26 protein-coding genes are annotated in these 25306 nt (G+C 56.3%); 18 read left to right on the plus strand and 8 right to left on the minus strand.

Annotated elements, in window-relative coordinates:
• The first annotated feature begins 137 nt into the window (after positions 1–137).
• From Q0775_RS10035 to Q0775_RS10070, 8 genes are all read left to right on the plus strand, one after another.
• On the plus strand, positions 138–1403 hold the full coding sequence (locus tag Q0775_RS10035) for a Zn-dependent hydrolase (protein WP_298859827.1): 1266 nt from the start codon (positions 138–140) through the stop codon (positions 1401–1403).
• On the plus strand, positions 1400–1789 hold the full coding sequence (locus Q0775_RS10040) for a hypothetical protein (RefSeq protein ID WP_298859829.1): 390 nt from the start codon (positions 1400–1402) through the stop codon (positions 1787–1789). Before Q0775_RS10035 ends, Q0775_RS10040 begins: the two co-directional genes overlap by 4 nt.
• Positions 1786–3246 carry a dihydropyrimidinase gene (hydA, locus tag Q0775_RS10045; RefSeq protein WP_298859831.1) on the plus strand — a complete coding sequence of 487 codons (1461 nt, stop codon included), beginning with the start codon at positions 1786–1788 and terminating at the stop codon, positions 3244–3246. Before Q0775_RS10040 ends, hydA begins: the two co-directional genes overlap by 4 nt.
• On the plus strand, positions 3180–3602 hold the full coding sequence (locus Q0775_RS10050; RefSeq protein WP_298859833.1) for a hypothetical protein: 423 nt from the start codon (positions 3180–3182) through the stop codon (positions 3600–3602). Before hydA ends, Q0775_RS10050 begins: the two co-directional genes overlap by 67 nt.
• A 5-nt stretch (positions 3603–3607) precedes the next feature.
• Positions 3608–4384, plus strand: a complete 777-nt coding sequence (locus Q0775_RS10055) for an ABC transporter ATP-binding protein (RefSeq protein WP_298860034.1) — start codon at positions 3608–3610, stop codon at positions 4382–4384.
• A 60-nt stretch (positions 4385–4444) separates the two neighbouring features.
• Positions 4445–5365: an ABC transporter permease subunit gene (locus tag Q0775_RS10060; protein ID WP_298859835.1), complete on the plus strand. Its 921-nt coding sequence runs from the start codon at positions 4445–4447 to the stop codon at positions 5363–5365.
• Entirely contained in the window at positions 5362–6204 is an 843-nt protein-coding gene (locus tag Q0775_RS10065; protein ID WP_298859836.1) for an ABC transporter permease, read from the plus strand. Before Q0775_RS10060 ends, Q0775_RS10065 begins: the two co-directional genes overlap by 4 nt.
• Before the next feature lie 67 nt (positions 6205–6271).
• Positions 6272–7267, plus strand: a complete 996-nt coding sequence (locus Q0775_RS10070) for an ABC transporter substrate-binding protein (protein WP_298860036.1) — start codon at positions 6272–6274, stop codon at positions 7265–7267.
• A 57-nt stretch (positions 7268–7324) separates the two neighbouring features.
• On the opposite strand, the gene Q0775_RS10075 is transcribed toward Q0775_RS10070, so the two are convergent.
• From Q0775_RS10075 to Q0775_RS10085, 3 genes are all read right to left on the minus strand, one after another.
• Positions 7325–7963 (minus strand): hemolysin III family protein, encoded by a 639-nt coding sequence (locus Q0775_RS10075; RefSeq protein ID WP_298859838.1) that lies wholly within the window; start codon positions 7961–7963, stop codon positions 7325–7327.
• Positions 7964–8104: 141 nt separating this feature from the next.
• On the minus strand, positions 8105–8656 hold the full coding sequence (locus Q0775_RS10080; protein ID WP_298859840.1) for a L,D-transpeptidase: 552 nt from the start codon (positions 8654–8656) through the stop codon (positions 8105–8107).
• Between the two features lie 146 nt (positions 8657–8802).
• On the minus strand, positions 8803–9009 hold the full coding sequence (locus tag Q0775_RS10085; protein WP_298859842.1) for a cold-shock protein: 207 nt from the start codon (positions 9007–9009) through the stop codon (positions 8803–8805).
• 306 nt (positions 9010–9315) lie between these two features.
• On the opposite strand from Q0775_RS10085, the gene Q0775_RS10090 reads away from it, so the two are divergent.
• Both Q0775_RS10090 and Q0775_RS10095 read left to right on the plus strand, forming a co-directional pair.
• Entirely contained in the window at positions 9316–9480 is a 165-nt protein-coding gene (locus tag Q0775_RS10090; RefSeq protein WP_298859844.1) for a hypothetical protein, read from the plus strand.
• Between the two features lie 18 nt (positions 9481–9498).
• Entirely contained in the window at positions 9499–10473 is a 975-nt protein-coding gene (locus Q0775_RS10095) for a response regulator (RefSeq protein WP_298859846.1), read from the plus strand.
• Between the two features lie 61 nt (positions 10474–10534).
• On the opposite strand, the gene ettA is transcribed toward Q0775_RS10095, so the two are convergent.
• Positions 10535–12190, minus strand: a complete 1656-nt coding sequence (gene ettA, locus Q0775_RS10100) for an energy-dependent translational throttle protein EttA (protein ID WP_298859848.1) — start codon at positions 12188–12190, stop codon at positions 10535–10537.
• A gap of 166 nt (positions 12191–12356) precedes the next feature.
• Between ettA and Q0775_RS10105 the strand changes: the two genes are divergently transcribed.
• Positions 12357–12959 carry a nicotinate-nucleotide adenylyltransferase gene (locus Q0775_RS10105; RefSeq protein WP_298860039.1) on the plus strand — a complete coding sequence of 201 codons (603 nt, stop codon included), beginning with the start codon at positions 12357–12359 and terminating at the stop codon, positions 12957–12959.
• On the opposite strand, the gene Q0775_RS10110 is transcribed toward Q0775_RS10105, so the two are convergent.
• On the minus strand, positions 12951–13775 hold the full coding sequence (locus Q0775_RS10110) for a DMT family transporter (RefSeq protein ID WP_298859850.1): 825 nt from the start codon (positions 13773–13775) through the stop codon (positions 12951–12953). The genes Q0775_RS10105 and Q0775_RS10110 overlap by 9 nt on opposite strands.
• An 87-nt stretch (positions 13776–13862) precedes the next feature.
• On the opposite strand from Q0775_RS10110, the gene dacB reads away from it, so the two are divergent.
• Positions 13863–15359, plus strand: a complete 1497-nt coding sequence (gene dacB / locus Q0775_RS10115) for a D-alanyl-D-alanine carboxypeptidase/D-alanyl-D-alanine-endopeptidase (RefSeq protein WP_298859852.1) — start codon at positions 13863–13865, stop codon at positions 15357–15359.
• A 2-nt stretch (positions 15360–15361) separates the two neighbouring features.
• Here the strand turns inward: dacB and Q0775_RS10120 are convergent, their stop codons facing one another.
• The gene (locus Q0775_RS10120) at positions 15362–15784 is read right to left on the minus strand and encodes a tellurite resistance TerB family protein (protein WP_298859854.1); all 423 of its coding nucleotides are present in this window, start codon (positions 15782–15784) and stop codon (positions 15362–15364) included.
• 122 nt (positions 15785–15906) lie between these two features.
• Between Q0775_RS10120 and Q0775_RS10125 the strand changes: the two genes are divergently transcribed.
• From Q0775_RS10125 to Q0775_RS10135, 3 genes are all read left to right on the plus strand, one after another.
• A complete protein-coding gene (locus Q0775_RS10125) occupies positions 15907–17487 on the plus strand; it encodes a lysine--tRNA ligase (RefSeq protein WP_298859856.1) in 1581 nt (526 codons plus the stop codon).
• Between the two features lie 60 nt (positions 17488–17547).
• On the plus strand, positions 17548–17949 hold the full coding sequence (locus Q0775_RS10130) for a DUF4864 domain-containing protein (RefSeq protein WP_298859858.1): 402 nt from the start codon (positions 17548–17550) through the stop codon (positions 17947–17949).
• A gap of 106 nt (positions 17950–18055) precedes the next feature.
• Complete coding sequence (locus Q0775_RS10135; RefSeq protein WP_298859860.1) at positions 18056–20341, plus strand: glycosyl hydrolase family 28-related protein; 2286 nt, start codon at positions 18056–18058, stop codon at positions 20339–20341.
• 39 nt (positions 20342–20380) lie between these two features.
• Here the strand turns inward: Q0775_RS10135 and Q0775_RS10140 are convergent, their stop codons facing one another.
• Positions 20381–21049, minus strand: coding sequence for a hypothetical protein (locus Q0775_RS10140; RefSeq protein WP_298859862.1), 669 nt, complete (start codon positions 21047–21049; stop codon positions 20381–20383).
• A 131-nt stretch (positions 21050–21180) separates the two neighbouring features.
• Here Q0775_RS10140 and Q0775_RS10145 point away from each other — a divergent pair, with 131 nt between their 5' ends.
• Complete coding sequence (locus Q0775_RS10145) at positions 21181–21576, plus strand: hypothetical protein (protein WP_298859863.1); 396 nt, start codon at positions 21181–21183, stop codon at positions 21574–21576.
• Positions 21577–21582: 6 nt separating this feature from the next.
• Here the strand turns inward: Q0775_RS10145 and uvrB are convergent, their stop codons facing one another.
• Positions 21583–23787: an excinuclease ABC subunit UvrB gene (gene uvrB, locus Q0775_RS10150; RefSeq protein WP_298859865.1), complete on the minus strand. Its 2205-nt coding sequence runs from the start codon at positions 23785–23787 to the stop codon at positions 21583–21585.
• A gap of 156 nt (positions 23788–23943) precedes the next feature.
• Here uvrB and Q0775_RS10155 point away from each other — a divergent pair, with 156 nt between their 5' ends.
• Together Q0775_RS10155 and Q0775_RS10160 are read left to right on the plus strand one after the other, a co-directional pair.
• Entirely contained in the window at positions 23944–24255 is a 312-nt protein-coding gene (locus Q0775_RS10155) for an ETC complex I subunit (protein ID WP_298859867.1), read from the plus strand.
• A gap of 83 nt (positions 24256–24338) precedes the next feature.
• Entirely contained in the window at positions 24339–25301 is a 963-nt protein-coding gene (locus Q0775_RS10160; RefSeq protein WP_298859869.1) for an MYG1 family protein, read from the plus strand.
• The last annotated feature ends 5 nt before the right edge of the window (positions 25302–25306 follow it).

Here is a 25306-nt window from a genome sequence, read left to right on the forward strand (position 1 = left end):
ATAGGCAGATGGTAGACGGCTGTGAAGCTGAGCCTAAACCAGTTCTTGACAGACAGGAAGGCAGGGGCAATCGTTGCTTTACCATTTGGTAAAATTTAGATCGCCGTCAGACGATACCGATAGATAGGAGCCAGCCGATGCCAGCGCCCAATTCTCCAACACCGGGACAGAACCTCAAGATTAACCCTGATCGTTTGTGGGACAGCCTGATGGAGATGGCAAAGATCGGGCCAGGTGTGGCGGGGGGCAACAACCGTCAGACGCTGACGGATGAGGATGCGGAGGGGCGTGCGCTGTTCCAGCGGTGGTGTGAGGGTGCGGGATGCACGATGGGCCTTGACCAGATGGGGAATATGTTTGCGCATCGCGAAGGGACCGACCCTGAGGCGTTGCCAGTCTATGTGGGCAGCCATCTTGATACGCAGCCGACGGGCGGTAAGTATGATGGCGTTCTGGGTGTTTTGGGCGGATTGGAGATTTTGCGCACGCTGAATGATCTGGGGATCAAGACCAAGCACCCGATTGTTGTGACGAATTTCACGAACGAAGAGGGCACACGCTATGCCCCTGCAATGCTGTCGTCGGGCGTGTTTGCGGGCATCCATACGCAGGACTGGGCGTACGGCAAGACGGACGCCGAGGGCAAGAGTTTTGGCGATGAGTTAAAGCGGATTGGCTGGCGTGGTGAGGAAGAAGTCGGCGCGCGCAAGATGCATGCGTTTTTCGAGCTGCACATCGAGCAGGGGCCGATTTTGGAGGCTGAGGGCAAGGATATTGGTGTGGTGACGCATGGCCAAGGGCTGTCGTGGACGCAGGTGACGGTGACGGGCAAGGACGCGCATACAGGCTCTACCCCGATGCCATTGCGTAAAAATGCTGGACTGGGCATGGCGCGGATATTGGAGAAGGTGGAGGAAATAGCACTCAGCCATGCGCCGCATGCTGTGGGAGCGGCAGGGCATATTGATGTCTTTCCAAACTCGCGCAATGTGATCCCCGGTCGTGTGGTGTTTACGGTTGATTTCCGCTCCCCCGAGTTGAGCGTGATCGAGGATATGGAGGCGCGGCTGCGGGTTGAGGGGCAGGCGATTGCCGACGCGATGGGGCTGGGCATCGAATTCGAGAAGGTGGGTGGGTTTGATCCCGTGGCGTTCGACGAGGGCTGTGTCACCGCTGTGCGCAACGCGGCGGAGCGGTTGGGGTATAGCCACATGAACCTGATTTCAGGGGCGGGGCATGATGCGTGCTGGATCAACCGCGTGGCACCTACGGCGATGGTGATGTGTCCGTGCGTGGACGGTCTGAGCCATAACGAGGCGGAAGAGATCACGAAGGAGTGGGCCATGGCGGGGGCGGATGTGCTATTGCACGCGGTTGTGGAGACGGCGGAGATTGTGGGGTGAGGAACAACGGCCTCAAATTGATATCTTATCAGTTTTTGATCTTGGCTTTTGTAGCATATGGCTGGGCTTTTGAGCCTGCCCTTGGTGCGGTGATTGGCGGCGCAGTCGCGCATCTGCTCTCACTGCTTTTTCTATCTATTCTTGTTGCCGCCGCTCTGCTTTACAGATGGTTCGATGCGGCAGTCTTGTCTATTCTGTGTGCTGGTCTGTATTCTTTGATTAGCCTTAGAGGGCAGTTGCGCACGCTGGAAATGCTTGGGTTAAGCGGGGATGCTGCCTCGGTATTCACTCAAACTTCTGTGTATGCATTATTTGCATATTTCTCGTGCTTTACCTTCTATTATCTCATCAGGTTCATCTTTGAAACAAAAGGAATTGACGCATGACCAAAGTAATCAAAGGCGGCACGGTCGTCACGGCGGACCGGACTTGGAAAGCGGATATTCTGATTGAGGGCGAGAAGATCGTTCGCATTGATGAGGACCTCAAGGGGGATGAGTATATCGATGCGGAGGGGGCTTATGTGATCCCTGGTGGGATTGATCCGCATACGCATCTGGAGATGCCGTTTATGGGGACCACTGCGGCCGAGACGTTCGAGAGTGGGACGTGGGCGGCGGCCTGTGGTGGGACCACGATGATTGTGGATTTCTGCCTACCCGGTGAAGACGGCTCGATCAAGAATGCGATCAATGAGTGGCACCGGAAAAGCGCGCCGCAGATTTGTTCGGACGTCGGCTATCACATGGCGATCACGGGCTGGAACGAGAATGTCTTTAACGAGATGAAAGATGCCGTGGATATGGGCGTGAATTCGTTCAAGCATTTCATGGCCTACAAAGGCGCGTTGATGATTGAGGACGACGAGATGTTCGCCTCTTTCAAGCGTTGTGCCGAGCTTGGTGCGCTGCCGATGGTGCATGCGGAGAACGGCGATCTGGTTGCGGAATTGCAGCAGAAGTATTTTGACGAGGGGATTACGGGGCCTGAGGGTCATGCCTATTCGCGGCCTCCAGAGCTTGAAGGCGAAGCGGCCAACCGTGCGATTACGATTGCGGATACGGCGGGCGTGCCTTTGTACATCGTGCATGTGTCGTGTGAGCAAACCCATGAGGCGATCCGCCGTGCGCGGCAAAAGGGGATGCGGGTTTATGGTGAGCCGCTGATCCAGTTTCTGACGCTGGATGAGAGCGAGTATTTCAACAAGGATTGGGACCATGCGGCGCGGCGTGTGATGTCGCCGCCGTTCCGCAGCAAGGACCATCAGGACAGCCTTTGGGCGGGATTGCAGGCGGGGTCGTTACAGGTGGTCGCGACGGATCATGCGGCGTTCAGCACCGAGCAGAAGCGGGCGGGGCGCGATGATTTCCGGATTATTCCGAACGGGTCGAACGGGCTTGAGGAACGACTGGCCGTGCTGTGGACCGAAGGGGTCGAGACGGGGCGGTTGACGATGAATGAATTTGTCGCTGCGACCTCGACCAACGTTGCGAAAATCCTGAACATCTACCCGCGCAAGGGTGCGCTGGTGGAAGGAGCGGATGCGGATATAGTGGTGTGGGATCCGAAGATTACCAAGACCATTTCGCCTGCGAACCATCATTCGGTTCTGGATTACAACGTGTTCGAGGGGTTTGAGGTGCGCGCGCAGTCGCGGTTTACGCTGAGCCGTGGGGAAGTGATCTGGGCTTGGGGGCAGAACTCCCAGCCGAATCCGGGACGGGGGCGGTTTATTCCGCGGCCTGCGTTCCCGAGTGCGAATGTGGCGTTGAGTAAATGGAAAGAGTTGAATTCGCCGAAGATGATCAAACGCGATCCGTTGAACATTCCGGCGGGGATTTGATGTTATTTGGGATGATCGCTGCGTTGTTGATAACCATGACTATTGCCGTGTTGCTTGTCTGGGCGCTCTTATGGGCTGCAAGGCTATATGTGCACCGCTATTTGGCGCTCGTAATTGGGCTAATTGTGATTGGGTATCTTGTACAGAATATTGTAAACGGGATGATATTTTGTGCACAAGAACCCGTATTCATTCCGCCTACGGATGGTGGTGAAGGAATGATGAAGTTCAATTGTGATGCACCATTTGGCATCGCTGACCGCCTCTATTTATATGTAGTGGGACCTGTATTGGTCCTAATTTCTGCTCTGTTGACGTATCGCTTTTCGCGTCCTTTAAGACCGGTGGTGATGTGAAGAATATAGTGAGCGTAGTAAGCGCCCGAAACCTCGACCTAACCTTCCAAACAAACGATGGCCCTGTGCATGCGCTCAAGGGTGTTGATCTGGACATCAAGCAGGGCGATTTTGTCAGCTTTATCGGGCCTTCGGGGTGTGGGAAGACGACTTTTCTGCGGGTGATGGCGGATTTGGAACAGCCTACGGGGGGGGAGATTACTGTGAACGGTGTGTCTCCGCGCGCGGCGCGGGAGGCGCGGGCGTATGGCTATGTGTTTCAGGCGGCGGGGTTGTATCCTTGGCGCACGATTGGCGGGAATATCCGGTTACCGTTGGAGATCATGGGGGTGCCGAAAGCCGAGCAGGCGGAGCGGGTGGCCCGCGTGCTGGAGCTGGTGGAGCTTGGGGGGTTCGAGAACAAGTTTCCTTGGCAGTTGAGCGGGGGGATGCAGCAGCGGGCGAGTATTGCGCGGGCGCTGAGTTTTGACGCCGATTTGTTGTTGATGGACGAGCCTTTTGGTGCGCTGGACGAGATTGTGCGGGACCATTTGAACGAGCAATTGTTGCATCTATGGGAACGGACGCGAAAAACGATTGCTTTTGTCACGCATTCGATCCCCGAGGCGGTGTATTTGAGCACCAAGATTGTGGTGATGTCACCGCGGCCAGGGCGGATTACGGATGTGATCGAGAGCACGTTGCCGAAAGAGCGGCCATTGGAGATACGTGAGAGCCCCGAGTTTCTGGCGATTGCGCACCGTGTGCGTGAAGGGCTGCGAGCGGGGCTTTCCGATGAGTGAGGTCGTGCGGCACGCGTCTGCGACGGCGTCCCGCCCACCCTCCCGTATGGGGGGTGTCGTGTGAAGTCTGTTCTGCCTGTGTTGACTGTTGTGGCGGCGATCCTTGGGATTTGGCTGCTCGCTGTGATCCCGATGAATATGCATTTGGTGGCAGATCAGGCGCAGCGAGACGGCGCGGTTGTGGTGCCTGATACGCCAAAAGTGCGGCAGGAATTTAGTGGGCTTGGGCTGGCGGTGCGCAATGTCGAGTTGATCCCGCTCACCTATCAGTTCAAGCGGCCGCGTTTGCCCAGCCCGCAGCAGGTTGCGGGGGAGATGTACGAGACGATTTTCAACAAGAAGATCACCTCGAAGCGGTCCTTGGTCTATCATGGCTGGGTGACGCTTGCGCCGACCTTGTTGGGGTTTGTGATCGGTACGGGGCTGGGGATATTGCTGGCGGTGGGGATTGTGTACAGCCGTGTGATGGACCGCTCTGTGATGCCTTGGGCGATTGTGAGCCAGACGATCCCGATCCTCGCACTTGCGCCGATGGTGATTGTGGTGCTGGGTTCGATGGGGGTGCAGGGGCTGTTTCCGAAGTCATTGATCGCGGCCTATCTGTCTTTTTTTCCTGTGGTCGTGGGCATGGTGAAGGGGTTGCGCAGTCCGTCTGCAATGCAACTGGATTTGCTCAGGACGTATAATGCCTCGGGGTCACAGGGGTTTTGGTCTTTGCGGTTGCCTGCGTCAGCGCCGTATCTGTTTGCATCGTTGAAGATTGGTATTTCGGCCTCGCTGGTGGGGACGATTGTGGCGGAGCTGCCGACGGGGGCGCGGGCCGGATTTGGGGCGCGGATGTTGGTGGGGGATCAGTATGGTCAGCCGCTGGTGTCTTGGGCAGCCTTGTTTGCGGCGGCTTTGACGGCGGCGGCATTGGTCGCGATATTCAGTGCGGTTGAGCGCGTCACCCTGCGGCGTATGGGGATGGCGGCGGCATGATGTATGTGGTGCTTGCCCTTGTGATCTGGGCCGCGGGATGGTGGTTGAATGTGCGGCTGTCCAATGGGGCGTCGTCGGATGCGATGGCGGTGAAGCTGGCGGTGCCTGCGATATTTGGGCTGACGATCGTGGTGGTGTGGGAGTTGATGGTGCTGGGGTTCGAAGTGAACCCTGTGATCCTGCCTGCGCCCTCCTCGGTCATGGAGCGGATCGCGCAGGAGGGGCCGATCTTGTGGGCGGATTTCAAGCAGACCGTGCTCAAGGGAGCTTTGATCGGGTATATCATCGGGACAGTTGCGGCCTTTGCTGTGGCTGTGCTGGCGGACCGTTCGGAGTTTTTGACGCGGGGGATTTTGCCTGTGGGAAGTTTCATGGCAGCGTTGCCAATTGTGGGGACTGCGCCGATTTTGGTGAAATGGCTGGGAAGTGACTGGGAGTCAAAGGCGGCAGTGGTTGCGGTGATGGTGTTCTTTCCGATCCTTGTGAATACGGTTGCGGGGTTAAAGGACACGGACAACATGCAGCGCGACCTGATGCGGACTTATGCGGCGGGGTATTGGGCCTCGCTGTTCAAGCTGCGCCTGCCTGCGGCCTTGCCGTTTATCTTTAACGGGCTCAAGATCGGGACCACGCTGGCGCTCATTGGCGCGATTGTTGCTGAATTTTTTGGCTCTCCCACTTTGGGAATGGGGTTTCGCATCTCTACCAGCTTTGGGCAGCTTGCACTTGATATGGTCTGGGCCGAGATTGTGGTGGCAGCTGTGGCGGGCAGTGCGTTCTATGGCTTGGTGACATTGATCGAGAAAAGGGTAACCTTTTGGCACCCCTCGCAGCGATAATAGGAACGATAACGATGATCCCGAAAAACGGGACGTGAGTTTAACCAACCGACTTGGAGGTCGAATGATGAAGAACTTTATGATTGCAGCGGCATGTGCCGCAGGATTGGCCGCGACGCCTGTGTTTGCGGATGGTCATGCGAATACGGTTTCCTTGCAGCTTCAGTGGGTCACGCAGTCCCAGTTTGCGGGCTATTATGTGGCTCTGGATAAGGGGTTTTACGAGGAAGAAGGTCTGGACGTGACGATTCTGCCCGGTGGTCCTGATATCGCCCCGCCGCAGGTTCTGGCCGGTGGTGGCGCGGATGCGATGCTGAACTGGATGCCGAGCGCCTTGGCTGCCCGCGAGAAGGGTCTGCCTGTTGTGAATATTGCGCAGCCGTTCAAGACATCGGGTCTGATGCTGACGTGCTGGAAGGATACGGGGATCACCTCCGTACAGGATTTTAAGGGCAAGACGATTGGTGTCTGGTTCTTTGGCAATGAATATCCGTTCCTGTCGTGGATGTCTCAGGAAGGGATCAGCACGGATGGCGGCGAGGATGGTGTGACCGTTCTAAAGCAAGGCTTTAACGTCGATCCACTGTTGCAGCGCGAAGCGGATTGTATCTCGACCATGACCTATAACGAATACGGTCAGGTGCTGGACGCGGGCGTTAACCCTGACGAGTTGGTGACGTTCAAGTACGAGGATCAAGGTGTTGCGACACTTGAGGATGGTATTTGGGTGCTTGAAGATAACCTCAAAGATGAAGTGTTTGTCGACAAGATGACCCGCTTTGTTCGTGCTTCCATGAAGGGCTGGAAGTATGCCGAGGGCAACCCTGAGGAAGCGGGCGCGATCATTATCGAGAATGACGAGACAGGCGCGCAATCCGAGGAAGCGCAGGTACGTATGATGAAGGAAGTGGCCAAGCTGACGGCAGGGTCCGATGGATCACTGGCCGAGGCGGATTTCCAGCGCACAGTGGACACGCTGCTGGCGGGTGGTTCTGATCCCGTGATCTCCAAGCAGCCGACTGGCGCGTGGACCAGCGTAATTACGGATGCTGCGTTGAAGTAAGCTCTTTACTTTGAAATCTTTGAGGGGCTGGCGCGGGAGTGCCGGCCCTTTTTTCGTTTAAAAGAGCGCTAGCCAAACGCCTATGAACATCGCAATGCCACCAAAGTTCACCCAAGAGTGCCACAGTGCATATCGGAAGGGCATGGATTTACGCACGTAGAATGCAGTGCCGATGACATAGCAGAGCGCGCCGATGATGATGCTCCACAAAGTTGCAAATGGAACAGTGGTCATATCTGGCAGAGCGCTGAGGCCGATTGCACCTAGCCCGAGGTAGGATGCAGTAGACCAGCGAGACTGGACCGTTTCATTAGTGATCTTATTCCAGATGGCGATAACGGTGAGGACCCAGCAGACCCAGAGCAGGGTGATTGTCCATGTGGTGTCGGCGTAGACAAAAAACGGGGTAAAGGTACCCGCGATGCTGGGATAGATGGCGGCGTGGTCGATACGGCGCAGAAGCTTGCGCTGCGCATGCCATGGGGAGAAGTGGTAGGCGATTGAGGCGAGATTGGATGCGAGCGCGCAGAGGATATAAACCGTGATGGCGACGAGCAACTTTGGCTCGAGTGTTGCGGAGGCTTTTACGATCAGAATGGCACCTGCAATCAGGACCAAGGCCAGTCCAAACATATGCACGGCTAAGTCCGCTCTGCGGTGGTTTTTGATCGGGCTGGGGTAGGTTGTGGGTATCATGGGGTGCTCTAAAAAACTGGGTCGCTTTGCGATAGGGGGTGTGGGCTTGGGTGTCCAGAATTCCGATACGGCACTTTGGCGCATGCACAAAAAAGGGCCGGTGAAATCACCGACCCTGTTCGAATTTGGAAGAAATATCGCTTAGACGACTGTTACCTTTGTCCCGATTGGAACGCGCTTGTACAGGTCTTGGACGTGGGCGTTCAGCATGCGGATACAGCCGTTGGATACGGAGCGGCCGATTGAGTTAGTCGCTGTTGTGCCGTGGATGCGGAAGTATGTGTCGCGACCGTTTTGGAACAAATACAGAGCGCGGGAGCCAAGCGGGTTGCCAGGGCCGCCAGGCTGGGCGTCTGTATTGCCAACGAAACGCGCATATGCTTTTGGATCACGTTCGATCATCTCATTGGTCGGGCGCCATGTGGGCCACTCTTTTTTCGCGCCGATCAAAGCGGAACCCGTGAATTCGAGGCCTGCTCGGCCAACGCCAACGCCATACCGCATGGCCATACCTTTTTCTGTAACCAAGTACAGGTAGTAGCTGCGTGGCAGGATTAGCAACTCACCCTTATTATATTGCTTTTTGATGCGAACCATCTGTGGTGTGGGATCAAAAGCGGCAGACTGTGCGGAGACAATCTGCGGCAGGGCGGTTGCAGCGGCAGTGCTTGCGATGAAGGTACGACGGAGCATTATTGTGTCCTTATGGAATATATATTTTCGGCTATTTTCACCATATGTAGCGATTTTTCAACCCGAGAACACAAAAACCGACCATCCGTTGCAGAATGGTCGGTCAAATTTTCGTGTAAAGCGGGTGTTTAACCTGCTTTACCAGCTTAGGCGAGGGCGATGTTTGTCGCCGACTCACGGCCATCACGGCCTGCTTCAATGTCGAAGGTCACTTTCTGGTTGTCGGCCAGACCTGTGAGGCCTGCGCGCTCAACAGCAGAGATGTGTACGAATACATCGTTGCTGCCGCCATCGGGTGCGATAAAGCCGAAGCCTTTTGTTGTGTTAAACCATTTTACGGTGCCAGTAGCCATTCCGTAGTCTCCTGAGTTTTAGTGCCATCCGCGGTGTGCGATGGCTCGGCATGGTCGGTCTGTAATCGAGAGACTGAGCGCAGATGCGAAGACAGTGGTCTGGATAACGGTAACGATTGCACCTGCCAACATGGCACGGATGCCACTTAATTTCAAGAGTGGTGCGCAGGGATGGCGAAGAACTGCCAATTTTCGGGGGGTGGATTCTTTAATGTAATATTGATGCTTAGTTTCTGATATAAATGAATAAAATTCATAAAGCCACCTTGCCTCTTAGACGTGTTGCGTTGCATTGAACTCTGCGACATGTGGTATCGCAAGGGTGCAAGCGATGAAGGTTTGCCGCGTGAGGCGATTCCATGTTTGCCCACCATTCTCGTAAAATCAGAAGTGGTTTTCGTATGGCTGACACCCCTGTGCCGCAGCCTTGCCCTGTTTCGCGCCGATCCTCTGACCGAAGCGATAGTTTGATTTAAGAGGGTTTGGGTAATGCGTATTCTAGCGGTAGATGATGATCCGGTCATGCTCGATATTTTGGGGACTGCGCTGGAAAGCAGCGGTTTTGATGACATTACATTTGCCGCTTCGGCAGAGGATGCGCTGGAACTGATTGAAGTGGCCTCAAAGCCTTATGAGGTTTTCCTGCTTGATGTGATGTTGCCCGAGATCAGCGGGATTGAAGTGTGTCGCAGGCTGCGTACCATTGAGCAGTATCGAGCGACGCCCGTTCTGATGATCACCGGCAGCCGCGCACGGGATATGATGACCCGTGCGTTTGAGGCGGGAGCCACTGATTTTGTCAGCAAACCGTTCGACGTGTTGGAACTGGTGACGCGGATCAGGCTCGCCGCCCTGCTTAACGACGGGTTGGCGCGTGAGAGGATGAACGAAGTTGCACTGGAGGAGATCGGGCGACTTGCGGATGTGTCGTTTGACGATCGGTTTGACCTTAAACGCGGACCCGGAGTGCGGGGGTTCCTTGCACTGGAAAACGAGCTGTTACGCCACGCGGACGCGCTTTATGAGATGACGTTGTTTACGGTGCAGATCGACAACGCGCTGGGTCTGTACCGTGGCAGCAGACCTGCCCAATTCCGCGACAGCGTGGATGCGGTTGCACGTGTACTGAGCCACAAGATCGACAATGACACGACGCGTTTTGCTTATACCGGGCGGGGGGCGATGATCTGCGTGACCCATGGAGTTGCGGAGATTGATCTGAATGATCTGCAACAGCGGGCGAATACCCTATTGGTGCAAGGGTGGGATGCCTTTGCGATCGGGCACCCCACTGCGCCCACGGTGAGCATTCGCCGCCTTGATGGGCCGCCTATTTGGTCGGGCAAAGCCGCCGCAGACAAGATGCGTAGTTTTCAGGGGCGTGCGGACCTGACAGTGCAGGCAGCGCCCTACGAGGTGGACGGATTGTTCGAGCGATTGTCCATGCGCATTTCGGGTGGGTGAACAGAAAAGGGGCGGCATTACTGCCACCCCTTGCGTCATGTAAATACAGTCAATCTCAAGATTAGCGGACAAACTTTTTGTGTTTGAGGCGCTTAGGCTCAAGGGCATCGGCACCAAGGCGGCGCTTTTTGTCATCTTCGTAGTCGGAGAAAGCGCCTTCGAACCATTCCACGTGGGCTTCGCCCTCGAATGCGAGGATGTGGGTACAGATACGGTCAAGGAAGAAGCGGTCGTGAGAGATGACTACGGCGCAACCAGCAAAATCAACAAGCGCGTCTTCGAGCGCGCGGAGGGTTTCGACGTCGAGGTCGTTTGTCGGTTCATCGAGGAGAAGCACATTGCCGCCTGATTTGAGCAAGCGCGCCATGTGCACGCGGTTACGCTCACCACCCGACAGAAGACCGACTCTTTTCTGCTGATCGCCGCCTTTGAAGTTGAAGGACGAGCAATAGGCGCGGGAGTTGATTTCCGCGTCTCCCAGCTGGATCAGCTCTGCGCCGCCCGTGATCGCCTGCCAGACGTTATCGTCGGGGTTCAGGTCATCGCGGGACTGATCCACATAGGAAAGCTGGACCGTGTCGCCGATCTCGATTGTGCCGCTGTCGGGCTGTTCTTGACCGGTGAGCATTTTGAACAGCGTGGATTTACCCGCACCGTTGGGGCCGATCACGCCGACGATGCCACCGGGCGGCAGGGAGAAGCTGAGGTTTTCGACCAGAAGCTTGTCGCCCATGTGTTTGGTCAGGCCCTCGACCTCGATCACTTTGGAGCCAAGGCGCTGGCCGCTTGGGATGACGATCTGGGCATTTGCCAGCTTTTCGCGCTCGGACTGGTCGGCCATCTCGTTATAGGATTTGATCCGCGCCTTGGACTTGGACTGACGGGCCTTGGCCCCTTGGCGCATCCATTCGAGCTCACGCTCAAGCGTTTTCTGGCGGGATTTATCTTCGCGGGATTCTTGGGACAGGCGCTTTGCTTTGGCTTCCAGCCAATCGGAGTAGTTGCCCTCGTTCGGGATGCCGCGGCCACGGTCGAGTTCCAGAATCCACGAGGTGATATCATCGAGGAAGTAACGGTCGTGGGTGACGATAAGGATCGTACCTTTGTAGTCGATGAGGTGCTGTTGCAGCCACGCGATTGTTTCGGCGTCGAGGTGGTTGGTCGGCTCGTCGAGGAGGAGCATTTCTGGTGCCTCTAACAGCAGTTTGCAAAGCGCTACGCGGCGCAGCTCACCACCAGAGAGTTTGGAGATGTCAGCGTCGTCTGGCGGGCAGCGGAGTGCTTCCATGGAGACGTCGATCTGGCTGTCGAGGTCCCAGAGGTTCTCGGCGTCAATCTGGTCTTGGAGGGCGGCCATCTCGTCGGCCGTCTCATCCGAGTAGTTCATTGCCAGCTCGTTATAGCGGTCGAGAACTGCTTTTTTCTTTGCCACGCCAAGCATCACGTTTTCACGGACTGTCAGCGTTTCGTCGAGTTTCGGCTCCTGCGGGAGATAGCCCACTTTTGCGCCCTCGGCGACCCACGCCTCACCTGTGAAGTCCTTGTCCAGACCTGCCATGATTTTCATTAGCGTGGATTTACCTGCGCCGTTGACGCCAACCACACCGATTTTCACACCGGGGAGGAAGTTCAGGTGGATGTTTTCAAAGCATTTCTTACCACCAGGATAGGTCTTGGAGACCCCTTGCATGTGATAGACGTATTGATATGCGGCCATGGTGCGACTCCTCAAGCGTGTCAGAATTTTCACTGCAATATCTGGAGCGCCTGTAATGATCAACGGGCGGTGTCGCGTCGACGTGCGGCAAGGGGCAAGATTGATTGACAAACGGGGGGGCATCCCGTCACTTCACGCTTTGAGATACTGCGGAGTTATCCACGTTTTGCGCTATGACATTCCATATGCGGCCTCTGGTCAGGTGATCGGATTGCTGGGCGGGTCGTTTGATCCTGCCCACGCGGGTCACGCGCACATCACGCGTGAGGCGCTCAAGCGGTTCGGGTTGGATCAGGTGTGGTGGCTGGTTAGCCCAGGTAATCCGCTCAAAGAACGTGGACCTGCGCCGATGGAGGCACGGATTGCACAAGCTAAGGCGGTGATGGACCATCCGCGTGTGACTGTGACGGGGATCGAAGCACGCCTTGGCACGCGCTATACCGCGCAAACTTTACGGGCGTTGCAACAGCTTTACCCCCAGCAGCGGTTTGTCTGGCTCATGGGGGCGGATAATCTGGCGCAGTTTCATCTGTGGCAGGATTGGAAAAGCATCGCAGAGACTGTTCCTATGGGTATTCTTGCACGACCTGGTCAGCGGATATCGGCACGGATGAGCCGCGCTGCCTCGTTTTATGCGCCTTACAGGATTGCGGGGCGGTATAGTCATTTGTTGGGGCGTGCGGACCCGCCTGCGTGGTGTTTTGTGAATGTACCGATGATGGATGTATCGTCCAGTGAGATTCGCGCGCTGGGCGAGTGGTCAGCGTAGGCGCGCGGAAGCGAGGCCAGCCGTTATAATCACCACAAGGCCTGTCCACGTCCAGATATCGGGCAGGTCGTTAAAGATGAGCCAGCCGAGGCCCACAGCCGCGACCAGTTGGAAATAGACCAGTGGGGCGATGCGTGTGGCAGGCACCAGTTGGTAGGCATAGAGCAGCAGCAGATTGCCCGCCATGGAGCAGAACGCCGAGATAAGCGTGAGGCCCGCGACGGTGCCTGTGAAGGTCGGCAGGTTGCTGAGACCGAGGGGGAGCAAGACGAGGGCGGCGATAAAGAGTTGTATGAAAGTCATCGCAAGCGGTGAAGCCAGTGGACCCAGCCAGCGCGACATGGTGAGGAACACGCCGTAGCAGGTGCCTGCCGCGACTGCCCAAAGGACACCGATGCTCGCACCCATGCCGGGGCGAACTACGATCAGAACACCGATGAAGCCCAAAACGATGAGGGCCGAGCGCATGGGAGTGACGGGTTCGCGCAGGAAAATCACGGCCAGAACATAGCTAATGAGCGGGCCAATGAAGAAGGCTGCAAAGACAGTGGCGATTTCCTCGGTCTGCAACGCCGTCTGGATGCAGCTGATACCCAAGGCAAGGATCGCGGCGCGAACCCAGATTCGCCAGTTGCGCAGCAAATTCCATGCGCTTTGTGGAATAAACGGGAGAATCAGCAAAGCGCCTACAAGGAAGCGTGACCATGCGACAAACAGGGGAGCCGTGCCGTGCATGCTGGTAAGGAGTTTGCCTGCGCTGTCCCCTGCGGGGATCATCGACATGGCTAAAAACATGATTAATACGGCGCGTTGCATGCCGCTGAGCTATCACGCAAGTATCTGCGAGGGAATGTGATTTATGGGTGCTTGTGGCGCTGGCCTGTCTTGAGGTAACTCTGGACTATGAAACGCGTATTCTCACGACGGTATTTCCTTGGCACGGCGGCGGCAGCGGGTGTGCTTGGTCCCCAAGCGGTAGCAGCGGCACCGCCGACGGCATCGTTGCGCCCAGTTTTGCGCAGGGAGGATTTCTTCAAGCGGGCCGTGCGCAGTGTCGAGGATATTCTGGGCGAAGCAAAGCTGGCGGGTAAAGTCTCCTTTGCTGTGACGGATATGAATACCGGCATGGGGCTTGAGACCCAAGACGCCGCTGTTGGTCGCCCCCCTGCGAGTGTGACCAAAGCGATTACCGCGCTTTACGCGCTGGATGCGCTGGGCGCGGACCACCGTTTCGAGACACAGCTGCTTGCTACGGGCGGTGTGGTGAATGGCGAGATCGAAGGCGATCTGGTGCTGGTAGGTGGATGCGACCCCACGCTTGATACAGATACCCTCGCCAATATGGCGGCCAACCTCAAGGCGGCGGGGATTATTGGCGTTAAGGGTGATTTCAAAGTCTACGAGGCTGGTCTGCCCGTCCTTGCACGGATTGATCCCAAGCAGCCCGATCAGGTCGGCTATAACCCCGGTGTGTCGGGGCTGGCGCTGAATTATAACCGTGTGCACTTTGAGTGGAAGCGCACCGATGGGAACTATAACGTCACAATGCAAGGGCGCAGTGAGAAGTATCGCCCTGCTGTGCGTATGGCAGCGATGCAGATCAGGGATCGTGCGTCGCCAGTTTATACCTATGAAGATCGTGGCGGCATTGATGCGTGGTCGGTTGCGCGGGGCGCATTGGGGCGCAATGGTTCGCGCTGGTTGCCTGTGCGCAAGCCGGGTCTGTACGCAGGCGAGGTGTTTCAGACATTGGCAGGATCACAAGGCATTCGCCTCAGCGCACCGAAGATGATTGATGCGGTGCCTGCGGGTGAAGTTCTAGTGCGCCATGAAAGTCCTGATCTGCGCCGTATTCTGCGCGACATGCTCAAATGGTCCACCAACCTGACAGCGGAAATGATGGGCCTTGCCGCGACAGCGGCGCGGGGCGACAAGCCTGCCAGCCTCAAAGCCTCGGCCGAGCAGATGAACATTTGGGCGCGTGAGAACATCGGCATGCAATCGGCCGCCTTGGTCGATCATTCGGGCCTCGGAGATGACAGCCGCGTTACGGCAAATGATATGGTTGCTGCCTTAGCCATGGTGCACAGCAAAGGCCTGCGCGATATCCTGAAGCCGATTGCGATGCGCGACGACAAGCGCAAAGTGATCAAGGATCATCCGATCAAAGTTGATGCAAAGACAGGCACGCTCAACTTTGTCTCCTCGCTGGCGGGATACCTCACGGGACCGGACGGCACCGAGATGGCATTTGCAATTTTCGCAGCGGATGAAGAGATTCGCGCGACGTTGTCACGGGCGGAGCGCGAACGCCCTCCGGGAGGTGCTGCGTGGAACCGCCGCGCGAAGCGTATGCAGCAGCAGCTCATTGAGCGCTGGGGTGTTCTTTACGGTGCGTGAGATCAGGTGAGGTGACGCGCACGTGCGCCCCGCTCGATCGCGGCAGCATGCAGACGGTCGAGTTCAAGTTCATACCGGATCTCTTCGAGGATACGCAGCTCAACCTCTTCGAGTTTGCCATCTGCGGCGGCCACATCACAGGCCAGCGCATAAGCCGTCTCGAACAGGCGGTCGGGAAGTGCTTCGCGGACCAACCCGAATAGAGCATCAAGGCCATCTTCCTGCTCGAAAAGGTCAAAAACCATCTGGCTCACAGTCTTGATCCGGTCGACGTCGAAGCCTGCGAAAATGGGCAGTAGATTTACGGCGCTCTGTATTTTGATCAACTCAGCTGTTCCGATATCCTCGTCCGAGGCAGAAACGGCAACCATTACAGCGACAAGGCAATCCTGCGCGCTGAGCGCAAGGGAGGGGTTCTGTGTCATCTTTGGCAATCCTTTGCGCAGCTTTGGTTGTTACCGAGATTATTGACGGCATGGGTCTTGAGCAATAGATGATGCCACAGCCGTGCGATAGGGTACTGCTGATTATTTTCGGGAAGTTTGATATGACTGAGATGCGGGATGCAGCGATGCAGAGCAAAGCGTGGCCTTTTGAAGAAGCGCGCCGGTTGCTCAAACGCTTTCAGGGTAAGATGCCCGAGAAGGGTTATGTCCTGTTCGAGACGGGCTATGGCCCGTCTGGTCTGCCGCATATCGGAACCTTTGGCGAAGTTGCACGCACGACGATGATCCGCTGCGCGTTTGAGGCGATCAGCGATATTCCAACACGCCTTGTCTGTTTCTCGGATGATCTGGACGGCATGCGCAAAGTGCCGAGCAATGTGCCGAATCCTGAGGCGTTGACCGAGCATTTGCAGCGTCCTTTGACGTCTGTGCCGGACCCGTTTGGCGAGTTCGAGAGCTTTGGGCATCACAACAATGCCATGCTGCGCAGGTTTTTAGACACTTTTGGGTTCGAGTATGAATTTATCTCGGCCACGGAGTTTTATCGTGCGGGCCAGTTTGACGAAATTCTGATGCGGGCTGCCGAGAAGTACGACGAGATCATGGAAGTGATGCTCAAGTCCTTGCGCGAGGAGCGGCGGCAGACGTATTCGATCTTCCTTCCAATCCATCCCGAGACGGGCCGTGTAATGTATGTGCCCATGAAAAAGGTGGATGCGAAGGCGGGAACGATCACGTTTGACACCGAGGACGGTGAAGAGATGACGCTGCCTGTGACGGGCGGTAATGTGAAGTTGCAGTGGAAGCCTGACTTTGGCGCGCGCTGGGCGGCGCTGGGTGTTGATTTCGAGATGTACGGCAAGGACCACAGCACCAATACGCCGATCTACGATTCGATTTGTCGGATTCTGGGCGCGCGTGCACCCGAGCACTTCAGCTACGAGCTGTTTCTGGATCAGGATGGGCACAAGATTTCGAAGACTTCGGGCAATGGCCTGTCGATTGATGAATGGCTCACCTATGCCTCTGCGGAATCGTTGTCGTACTTTATGTATCTCAAGCCGAAGACAGCGAAGCGGATGTATTTCGATGTAATACCGAAGGCTGTGGACGAGTATCACCAGCAGCTGCGCGCCTATGAGACGCAGGATATCAAAGGGCAGCTCAACAACCCTGTCTGGCATATCCACGGCGGCGATGTGCCTAAGTCGGATATGGTCGTGCCGTTTTCAATGTTGCTTAACCTAGCGTCTGTATCATCGGCTGAGGATAAGGAGCAGCTTTGGGGCTTTATCCAGCGGTATGCGCCAGAGGCCACGCCAGAGACGAACCCCGGGATGGATGCGGCGGCGGGTTTTGCAGTTCGGTACTACAACGACTTTGTGAAACCTGAAAAAGTGTTCCGTGCGCCAAGTGATCTGGAGCGTGAGGCCTTGGAAGACCTGCGCGCGCAATTGGCTGTTTGGGATGGCGGACTGAATGCGGAAGCCTTGCAGACTATGGTGTTTGCCGTTGGCAAAGAGCGGTTTGATCCGCTTCGCGATTGGTTCACTGCGCTTTATGAAGTGCTGCTCGGTGCGTCCCAAGGGCCGCGTTTTGGCGGGTTTATCGCGCTTTATGGTGTGGATGAGACTGTTGCGCTGATTGATGATGCGCTGGCGGGAAAGCTCGTTCAGGTCTGAATCCTTGCCCTGACGCCTGTGTGATTTAGGTAATATTATACAGGCACAGGGAGCGATGGTATGAAAACGGTATTCTTGGCAACGGCGTTGGTTCTTGGCGTGGCCTTTGGTGCGCAGGCGCAGGACGCGGAAATTCGCGGCACGATCAGCCAGCAGTTTGAAGCGTTCAAGGCGGATGACTTTGCCACGGCATTTACCTTTGCCAGCCCGAGTTTGCAGCAGTTTTTCCAAAACCCGCAGAATTTTGGCAGGATGGTCACGCAGGGCTATCCGATGGTCTGGCGCCCTGCGACTGTCGGCTACCTCGAATTGCGCGAGGCGGATGGCAGCTTTTTCCAGAAGGTGCAGATCACGGATGAAAACGGACGGTATCACATTCTGGAATATCGCATGATAGAGACGGCGGGCGGATGGCGGATCAGTGGTGTGCAGATTCTGGATGCGGGTGGTGCAGCCGTCTGATGCGCAACAGCACCGTCACGGTGATATAGTCGCGCCTTAACCCCTTATTGATATTTCACTCAAGTCTGTCCGGCAGTTGCGCCGGAGAAGCGCGAAAGGGATATCAATGAACACGAGCGTAAATCAACTTACCCCCGCCCCTTACTCCGAGGGGCTGTCGGCATATTCGACTGGAAATGGCACTCCGGGATCACCAAGTTATGCCACATCTGGTAATGCGACATTTGTTCCGGCAGATCAGGACTTTGGCGGTGCGTTAGAAATCTTGAAGACCGCAAGCACTCAGCAATTGCGCTATATAGGACAGACGCCGATCGAGCCGGGATGCTATGTGCAAATCAAGGCGCGGCTTAAAGCGATCAGTGGGAATTTACCCTCGGTGCGGATTGCGGCATATGCCGCCCAGTCGAATGGAAACCCTGTGGCTGGCGTTGTGACGCAAGGCACCATTGTGCCGCTCACGGCATATGGTGAGATCGTCGAGGTCAGTGCGATCGTTGGAATTGGCAACCGGTCTGGCGTTGATATGGTTTGGGGTGCGAGCGCGGAATACGGTCACTTTGGTATTGATCTGGTAGGTCAGAACGGTGGGTTGGTCCGTGTCGATGACATCGAAATCACGGATGTCTCGGGACTGTTTCTGGGCGATATCGTTGCCACGATCGATGTGCGCGATTATGGCGCGGTAGGTGATGGTGTGACCGATGACACCGCAGCGTTTGAGGCGGCAAACAGGGCGGCAAATGACCGTACGGTTCTCATTCCTGCGGGAACATTTCGCCTTGAGGGGGATGTCACGTTTGATACACCGACGAAGTTTGAGGGCACTGTGAGCATGCCAACAACCGCTGTGCTGTTGCTACGCCAGAACTTTGATTTGCCAAATTACATTCAGGCATTCGACGATGAGGAACTGGCGTTCAAGAAGGCGTTTCAGGCTTTGCTTAACAACTCGGACCATGAATCGCTTGATCTTGGGGGGCGTAAAGTCGCCCTGACCGCCCCGGTTGACCTGCAAGCTGCTGTGCCAAACCGAACCAGATACGAGACCCGGCGTGCCATCCACAACGGCCAGTTGATCGCTCTTACGGGGGGTGACTGGGACACTACGACGGTTACTTCCCAAGCGACATATAGCCCTACCAATTCACGCACACTTACTAATGTGGCAAACGTGGCAAGTATTCCATTGGGTAGTCTTGTTTCCGGTGTGGGAGTGGGCCGCGAGATTTATGTGCGCGGCAAGAACGAAGCACGCGGTGAGCTTACGCTGAACGGACCGCTTTATGATGCGGCAGGCACGCAGAACTTCACCTTCCAACGGTTTAAATATATGTTGGATTTCAGTGGATTTGATGTGATTGCCAAATTCATTATCCACAATGTGGAGTTCCAGTGCCAAGAGTTGTGTAGCGCGATCATGCTGGCAAATGCGGGGACCATCTTTACGATCCGCGACTCCTTTATCACTACGCCAAAAGACCGTGGCATTACATCGATGGGTGGCGGCTGTCAGGGCATGTTCATTGAACGCTGTCAGTTCCTGTCCGCTGAAAATGACCTGCCTGTGTCCCAACGCAAATCGATTGCGTTGAATGTGAATGCTAATGACGTGAAGCTGCGCAACTGCCGTGCCGAGCGGTTTCGCCATTTTGCGGTGATGACGGGACAGAACCATCTGATTGTGGGGAACCACTTTTTCCAAGGGGATACAGTCAACGGTGGCATCCGTTCGGCGGGGGTTGTGCTGGCGGAGGCTTATGCGTCCTGCGTGTTCACAAATAACTATGTGGATAATGCGTTCTTTGAGTGGACGAACGAGCGTGACCCTTCCCCTCAGTTCAGCGGCGGATTCTCGTTCAGTTCATTGGATGTGACCAGCAATATCTTCCTCTCTGGTGAGGTCGCAACCAGCTTTGCCTATCTGGTGGTAAAGCCATATGGCTCTGGGCATTTCATCAACGGGCTGAATGTATCGGGCAACCGTTTTCGGAGCATCAACGGTTTTACCGAGCGGGCGGAGCGTGTGGATACCAGCTTTGCTGATCTGAATTATACCCGCATGCGCAATGTTCGGTTTACGGGCAATTCCTTTCACGGGATCAGCAAGCCAGTTGCCAATCCGCTGTTGATCGAAACGACCGAGAGTTCGAACCAGCAGACGTGGGTTGTAGAGACAGGGCCGGGTTTGCCGTTCGAAGCACGCTCGCTCAGCGTGGATTCAGTTGTTGTGAGGGGCGGCGTGCGCAATGCATCCAACCAGCTCAACTATGATAATCCGTTCGTGCGTGCGCAGCAGGGGCCTGATGCCGATCAGGTGCATGTCGTGTGGTCCGAGCCTGTGCGCGGTAAGATCGCTGTCATGGCGCGGATGGACAACGACACGGTTTAAGTGAAGCCGGTTTCGGCATTCAACATGCCGGAGCCTACCCTAGAATTCGCGCCAGAGACCAAGTTTTAGCGCGGTGTTCCCGAGATTTCCAAGCTGGCTTTCAGTGCCGATCTGGATGCGGAACTTACTTTCCCTCGGGCTGATGATGACAGAGGGCGCGATGGTGGCAATGTTTTCGTCGAACATATGGGCTGTGTAGAGTTGGATCATTCCTGCGGTGACCTCCGTGATGTTCATGCCGATTGTCATGTCAACCTTTGCAATGTGTCGGGCATAGGTGAGATCCCAGACAGCAGAAGCCTCAACCGTGGCCCAGCCTGATTTGTCACCCCATTTCATGCCGCGTCCCCAACTGATGCCGGTGCGCAGGTGTGGCAATGTTTCAGCACCGATCCAGCCAACGCCGACACCCAATTCATAGGCCCATTTTGAGGTGGCGTCAGGTTTGGACAAGGCACGCCGTATCGATAGGGTGGCATAGCCGCTCTCGGGGGTGTTTTGGAGGCGTATCATACTCAGATCACCGACGAGGGTCGTTGCATCGGTGAGGCCGTATTCGAGATACGTCTGGCTCGACGTGTCGAGATAGTATGTCACGGCGACCGAAGCTGCTGTGAACGTGCTCCCCTTTTCGCGCAGCCAAGGACCTGCTTGGGCGCTGCATGCGACAGTGATGGCCAGTAGTGTCGCGAGAATTCGGTTAAGCACGTGGGTCAGTCTCCTGACCTTGATCTTGGTTAAGAGGCATTAACAAACAGTTACCATCAGCACAGAAACAACGATTTCATGGTGAAGTTGTGCAGATGCCCCTATGTTGCGTTGAGGAAGTGGGGAATGCTTTGGCACAAATACTTGTGGACGGGTCTAATGTCTTGTTTTGGCGCGGTGGGCAGGCGCAGTCAGAAGTTCCCACATTGGTGGTGCGCGCATTGATGCTGCGGCGCTTTGCACCGATTGTGTATTTCGATTATACTGTGTCGCTGCATTTGAGCTCACTTGAGCTTACAAGCTTGAGCAAAGTGGCGGAGATCAATATCGCCCCGCGCGGCACACCTGCCGATGTGCTGTTGCTGGATGCCTGTTGTGACGGGCGTATCCAGATAGTGAGCTGCGACAGGTTTTCTGCATGGCGCACGTATTATCCGCGATTGAAGGCCGATTGGCTTGTGACAGGGCGGGTAGAGCGCGGCGGGCGGATAAGCTTTTCCAAAAAGCTCAGAGCCGCACCGATTTAGCGGTGTCTAACGACCGCGCCGTTTCACGCCACCGCGCATGCCGCCACGGCCCATGGTGCTGCGACCTGACTTTTGCTTGGCATCGTCAACGGCCTTCTCCACCGCATATTGGCGCGCCATAGGATCGTCCGCGATGGTAAGATCGACGGCTTCGAGACGCTTGACTTCGTCACGAAGGCGGGCGGCCTCCTCGAACTCGAGGTTCTCTGCCGCTTTGCGCATGTCTGTGCGCAGCCCCTCAAGGACGGACTTAAGATTGCCGCCTGCAAGCGGGTTGTCGATTTTGGCGGTGACGCGGCTTTGGTCGGTGTCGCCTTTGTAGAGGCCTGCCAGAATATCCTCGACATTTTTTTTCACAGTCGTTGGCGTGATGCCGTGCAGTTCATTGTAAGCGAGTTGTTTGACACGGCGGCGCTCTGTCTCGCCCATCGCGCGTTCCATGCTGCCCGTTATGCGGTCGGCATACATAATCACACGGCCTTCGGCGTTGCGCGCGGCGCGACCGATGGTCTGGATGAGAGACGTCTCGGATCGAAGGAAACCTTCTTTGTCGGCATCAAGAATAGCGACCAATCCACATTCGGGAATGTCCAAGCCCTCACGCAGCAGGTTGATCCCGATCAGCACGTCGAACGCGCCAAGACGCAGGTCGCGCAGGATTTCGATCCGCTCGATCGTGTCGATGTCGCTGTGCATATATCGCACGCGGATGCCCTGTTCGTGCATGTATTCGGTGAGGTCTTCGGCCATGCGTTTCGTGAGCGTGGTGCAAAGCGTCCGCATGCCTTGCGCACTCACCTTGCGCACTTCGTCGAGCAGGTCGTCGACTTGCATTTCTACGGGGCGGATTTCAATCAGCGGATCAATGAGACCAGTAGGACGAATGATCTGTTCGGTGAACACGCCACCTGTCTGCTCCAACTCCCATGCAGCGGGGGTTGCCGAGACGAAAACGGATTGCGGGCGCATAGCGTCCCATTCCTCGAACTTGAGCGGGCGGTTGTCCATGCATGATGGCAGGCGGAAGCCGTGTTCGGCCAATGTCATTTTGCGTCTAAAGTCACCCTTATACATACCGCCGATTTGTGGAACGGAAACATGGGATTCGTCTGCAAAAACAATCGCGTTGTCGGGGATGAATTCGAACAGTGTGGGGGGTGGTTCACCCGGTGCGCGGCCCGTGAGATAGCGGGAGTAGTTTTCGATCCCGTTGCAGACGCCTGTGGCTTCCAACATCTCCAGATCAAAGTTGCAGCGCTGCTCAAGGCGCTGTGCCTCCAGCAGTTTGCCCTCCCCGACAAGCTGGTCGAGGCGCAGGCGAAGTTCCTTTTTGATGCCAATGATCGCTTGATTCATCGTAGGCTTTGGCGTGACGTAATGGGAGTTCGCGTAGATGCGAATCTGCTCCATCATGCCGGTCTTTTCGCCCGTCAGCGGATCAAACTCGGTGATGCTTTCCAACTCTTCGCCAAAGAAAGACAGACGCCATGCCCGGTCATCAAGGTGGGCGGGGAAAATCTCGAGACTGTCACCGCGCACGCGGAAGGCACCGCGCTGGAACGCCGCATCGTTGCGTTTGTAGGCTTGGGCCACCAGATCGGCGATCACTTGGCGCTGATCATAGGATGTGCCGACCTTCAAATCCTGAGTCATCGCGCCGTAAGTCTCGACTGAGCCGATACCGTAGATGCATGACACTGAAGCCACGATAATCACATCGTCACGCTCCAGCAGCGACCGCGTGGCGGAATGGCGCATACGGTCAATTTGTTCGTTAATCTGTGATTCCTTCTCGATGAAGGTGTCGGAGCGGGCGACATATGCTTCGGGCTGATAATAATCATAGTAGCTGACAAAATACTCGACGGCGTTGTCAGGAAAGAAGCCTTTGAACTCGCCATAAAGCTGGGCGGCCAGCGTCTTGTTCGGGGCAAGGATGATCGCGGGGCGCTGTGTTTCTTCGATCATCTTTGCCATGGTAAAGGTTTTACCCGTGCCAGTCGCACCGAGCAGGACCTGATCACGTTCCCCATTGCGGATACCCTCGGACAGCTCCTTGATCGCTGTTGGCTGATCGCCTGCGGGCTCAAACTCGGTCTTGAGCACGAATGTCTTGCCGCCCTCAAGCTTGGGGCGGGTGCGCACGTCCTCGGCAGGATTGGCGAGATAGATCTCGGTCGCTTCAGATTTGTCGGTTTGCGCATAGGGCATGGGGCAGTCTCCGGTGTGTTGTCCTATACCTGTCATGTTTTCGCGGGGGTTCAAGGTGCGAGGGCTGTTCACTTGCCATAAACTGTCAGCAGCACGCACCCTTGATCGCGCAGCCCCCGCATGCCATATCCATTCCAAACGTAACGGAGACTTCCCATGCGCGCGAGAATCTATCAGCCAGCCCGTACCGCCATGTCCTCAGGCACGGCCAAGACCAAACATTGGGTTTTGGAATTCGCTCCTTCCGAGGCGCGTGAAGTCGATCCGTTGATGGGATGGACCTCGTCCGCCGACACACAAAGCCAGGTAAAGTTGCAATTCGCAACGAAGCAGGATGCAATGGATTACGCTGCCGAGCATGGCATTGACGCGCAGGTGCAAGAGCCGAACAAGCGCAAGCCTGTGATCCGCAACGGCGGCTACGGCGAGAATTTTGCCACAGGCCGTCGCGGTGCGTGGACCCACTAAGCAGCTTCCAACGCTTTGACTCATTTAATTGTGGGCGGCCCCTCAGGTCGCCCTTTTTCATTCTCGACTGATAGGACGCCCAAATGACCATCACCCATCTCGTTACCCACTCTGGCGGCTTTCACGCGGATGAGGTACTCTCCTCTGTCATCTTGACACGGCTCTTTCCCGATGCACAGATTGTACGCACCCGGGATGCGGCGTGGACGACACCATCGGCGGAGAAAATTATCTATGACGTGGGTCGCGATTATGATGCGGAGCGCCAGATTTTTGACCACCACCAGCGCCCCACTCCCCTGCGGATCGATGAGCAGCCTTATAGCTCCTTTGGTCTGATCTGGGCGCATTACGGGCGCGACTATTTGCGTGCGCTGGACATTCCAGAGCCGGATATTGATGATATCCATGCCAGTTTCGACAAAGGCTTCGTCCTGCCGATTGATCTGGTGGACAACGGTGCTCTGGCGCCTGCGACGGCAGGTGATCTGGCGGGCCTAACGCTGCCCTCGCTCATCGGATCACTCAAGCCTGTGTTTGATAACGACAGTCCGACCGCTGATGATAACGGTTTTGCCGTGGCAGTGAACATTGCGCGTGCGTTTGTCGAAGGGTCGTTGGCCGGCAAAGCGGCGAAGCGCCGTGCAGAGGCTATGGTGATCGAGGCGATTGAGAAGACAGGCGACGGCCGCGTGCTGGAACTGCCGCGCGGCATGCCGTTTCGCGGGGCGATTGAGAAGACAGGCGCGGATCATCTGCTGTTTGTCGTGAACCCGCGCGACGACGATTGGGCCATCGGCGGGATCCGCATCACGGGCGATAGTTTTGAGCAGCGCGCCGATCTGCCTGCGGCATGGGCGGGTTTGACCGATGAAGCGCTGGAGCAAGCCTGCGGCGTTAAGGGGGCAAAGTTCTGCCACAACGGACTGTTCATCGCTGTGGCGTCAACGCAGGAAGCCGCGTTGAAGATGGCCGAGCTTGCCGTGATTGAAGCGGGTGAGCGGGCAGTCCTGACCGCGACACTTGCGCCGCGGCCAGCATTCTAAATCAG

Origin of the sequence: uncultured Sulfitobacter sp., from assembly GCF_947499945.1 — a bacterium.
Lineage (GTDB): Bacteria > Pseudomonadota > Alphaproteobacteria > Rhodobacterales > Rhodobacteraceae > Sulfitobacter.

Excerpts from the sequence above, each read along its gene's own strand:
- Q0775_RS10035 (WP_298859827.1), top strand. The coding sequence starts at position 138 with ATGCCAGCGCCCAATTCTCCAACACCGGGACAGAACCTCAAGATTAAC.
- hydA (WP_298859831.1), top strand. The coding sequence starts at position 1,786 with ATGACCAAAGTAATCAAAGGCGGCACGGTCGTCACGGCGGACCGGACT.
- Q0775_RS10050 (WP_298859833.1), top strand. The coding sequence starts at position 3,180 with ATGGAAAGAGTTGAATTCGCCGAAGATGATCAAACGCGATCCGTTGAA.
- Q0775_RS10065 (WP_298859836.1), top strand. The coding sequence starts at position 5,362 with ATGATGTATGTGGTGCTTGCCCTTGTGATCTGGGCCGCGGGATGGTGG.
- Q0775_RS10070 (WP_298860036.1), top strand. The coding sequence starts at position 6,272 with ATGAAGAACTTTATGATTGCAGCGGCATGTGCCGCAGGATTGGCCGCG.
- Q0775_RS10075 (WP_298859838.1), bottom strand. The coding sequence starts at position 7,963 with ATGATACCCACAACCTACCCCAGCCCGATCAAAAACCACCGCAGAGCG.
- Q0775_RS10080 (WP_298859840.1), bottom strand. The coding sequence starts at position 8,656 with ATGCTCCGTCGTACCTTCATCGCAAGCACTGCCGCTGCAACCGCCCTG.
- Q0775_RS10085 (WP_298859842.1), bottom strand. The coding sequence starts at position 9,009 with ATGGCTACTGGCACCGTAAAATGGTTTAACACAACAAAAGGCTTCGGC.
- Q0775_RS10090 (WP_298859844.1), top strand. The coding sequence starts at position 9,316 with ATGTGGTATCGCAAGGGTGCAAGCGATGAAGGTTTGCCGCGTGAGGCG.
- Q0775_RS10095 (WP_298859846.1), top strand. The coding sequence starts at position 9,499 with ATGCGTATTCTAGCGGTAGATGATGATCCGGTCATGCTCGATATTTTG.
- ettA (WP_298859848.1), bottom strand. The coding sequence starts at position 12,190 with ATGGCCGCATATCAATACGTCTATCACATGCAAGGGGTCTCCAAGACC.
- Q0775_RS10110 (WP_298859850.1), bottom strand. The coding sequence starts at position 13,775 with ATGCAACGCGCCGTATTAATCATGTTTTTAGCCATGTCGATGATCCCC.
- dacB (WP_298859852.1), top strand. The coding sequence starts at position 13,863 with ATGAAACGCGTATTCTCACGACGGTATTTCCTTGGCACGGCGGCGGCA.
- Q0775_RS10120 (WP_298859854.1), bottom strand. The coding sequence starts at position 15,784 with ATGACACAGAACCCCTCCCTTGCGCTCAGCGCGCAGGATTGCCTTGTC.
- Q0775_RS10125 (WP_298859856.1), top strand. The coding sequence starts at position 15,907 with ATGACTGAGATGCGGGATGCAGCGATGCAGAGCAAAGCGTGGCCTTTT.
- Q0775_RS10130 (WP_298859858.1), top strand. The coding sequence starts at position 17,548 with ATGAAAACGGTATTCTTGGCAACGGCGTTGGTTCTTGGCGTGGCCTTT.
- Q0775_RS10135 (WP_298859860.1), top strand. The coding sequence starts at position 18,056 with ATGAACACGAGCGTAAATCAACTTACCCCCGCCCCTTACTCCGAGGGG.
- uvrB (WP_298859865.1), bottom strand. The coding sequence starts at position 23,787 with ATGCCCTATGCGCAAACCGACAAATCTGAAGCGACCGAGATCTATCTC.
- Q0775_RS10155 (WP_298859867.1), top strand. The coding sequence starts at position 23,944 with ATGCGCGCGAGAATCTATCAGCCAGCCCGTACCGCCATGTCCTCAGGC.
- Q0775_RS10160 (WP_298859869.1), top strand. The coding sequence starts at position 24,339 with ATGACCATCACCCATCTCGTTACCCACTCTGGCGGCTTTCACGCGGAT.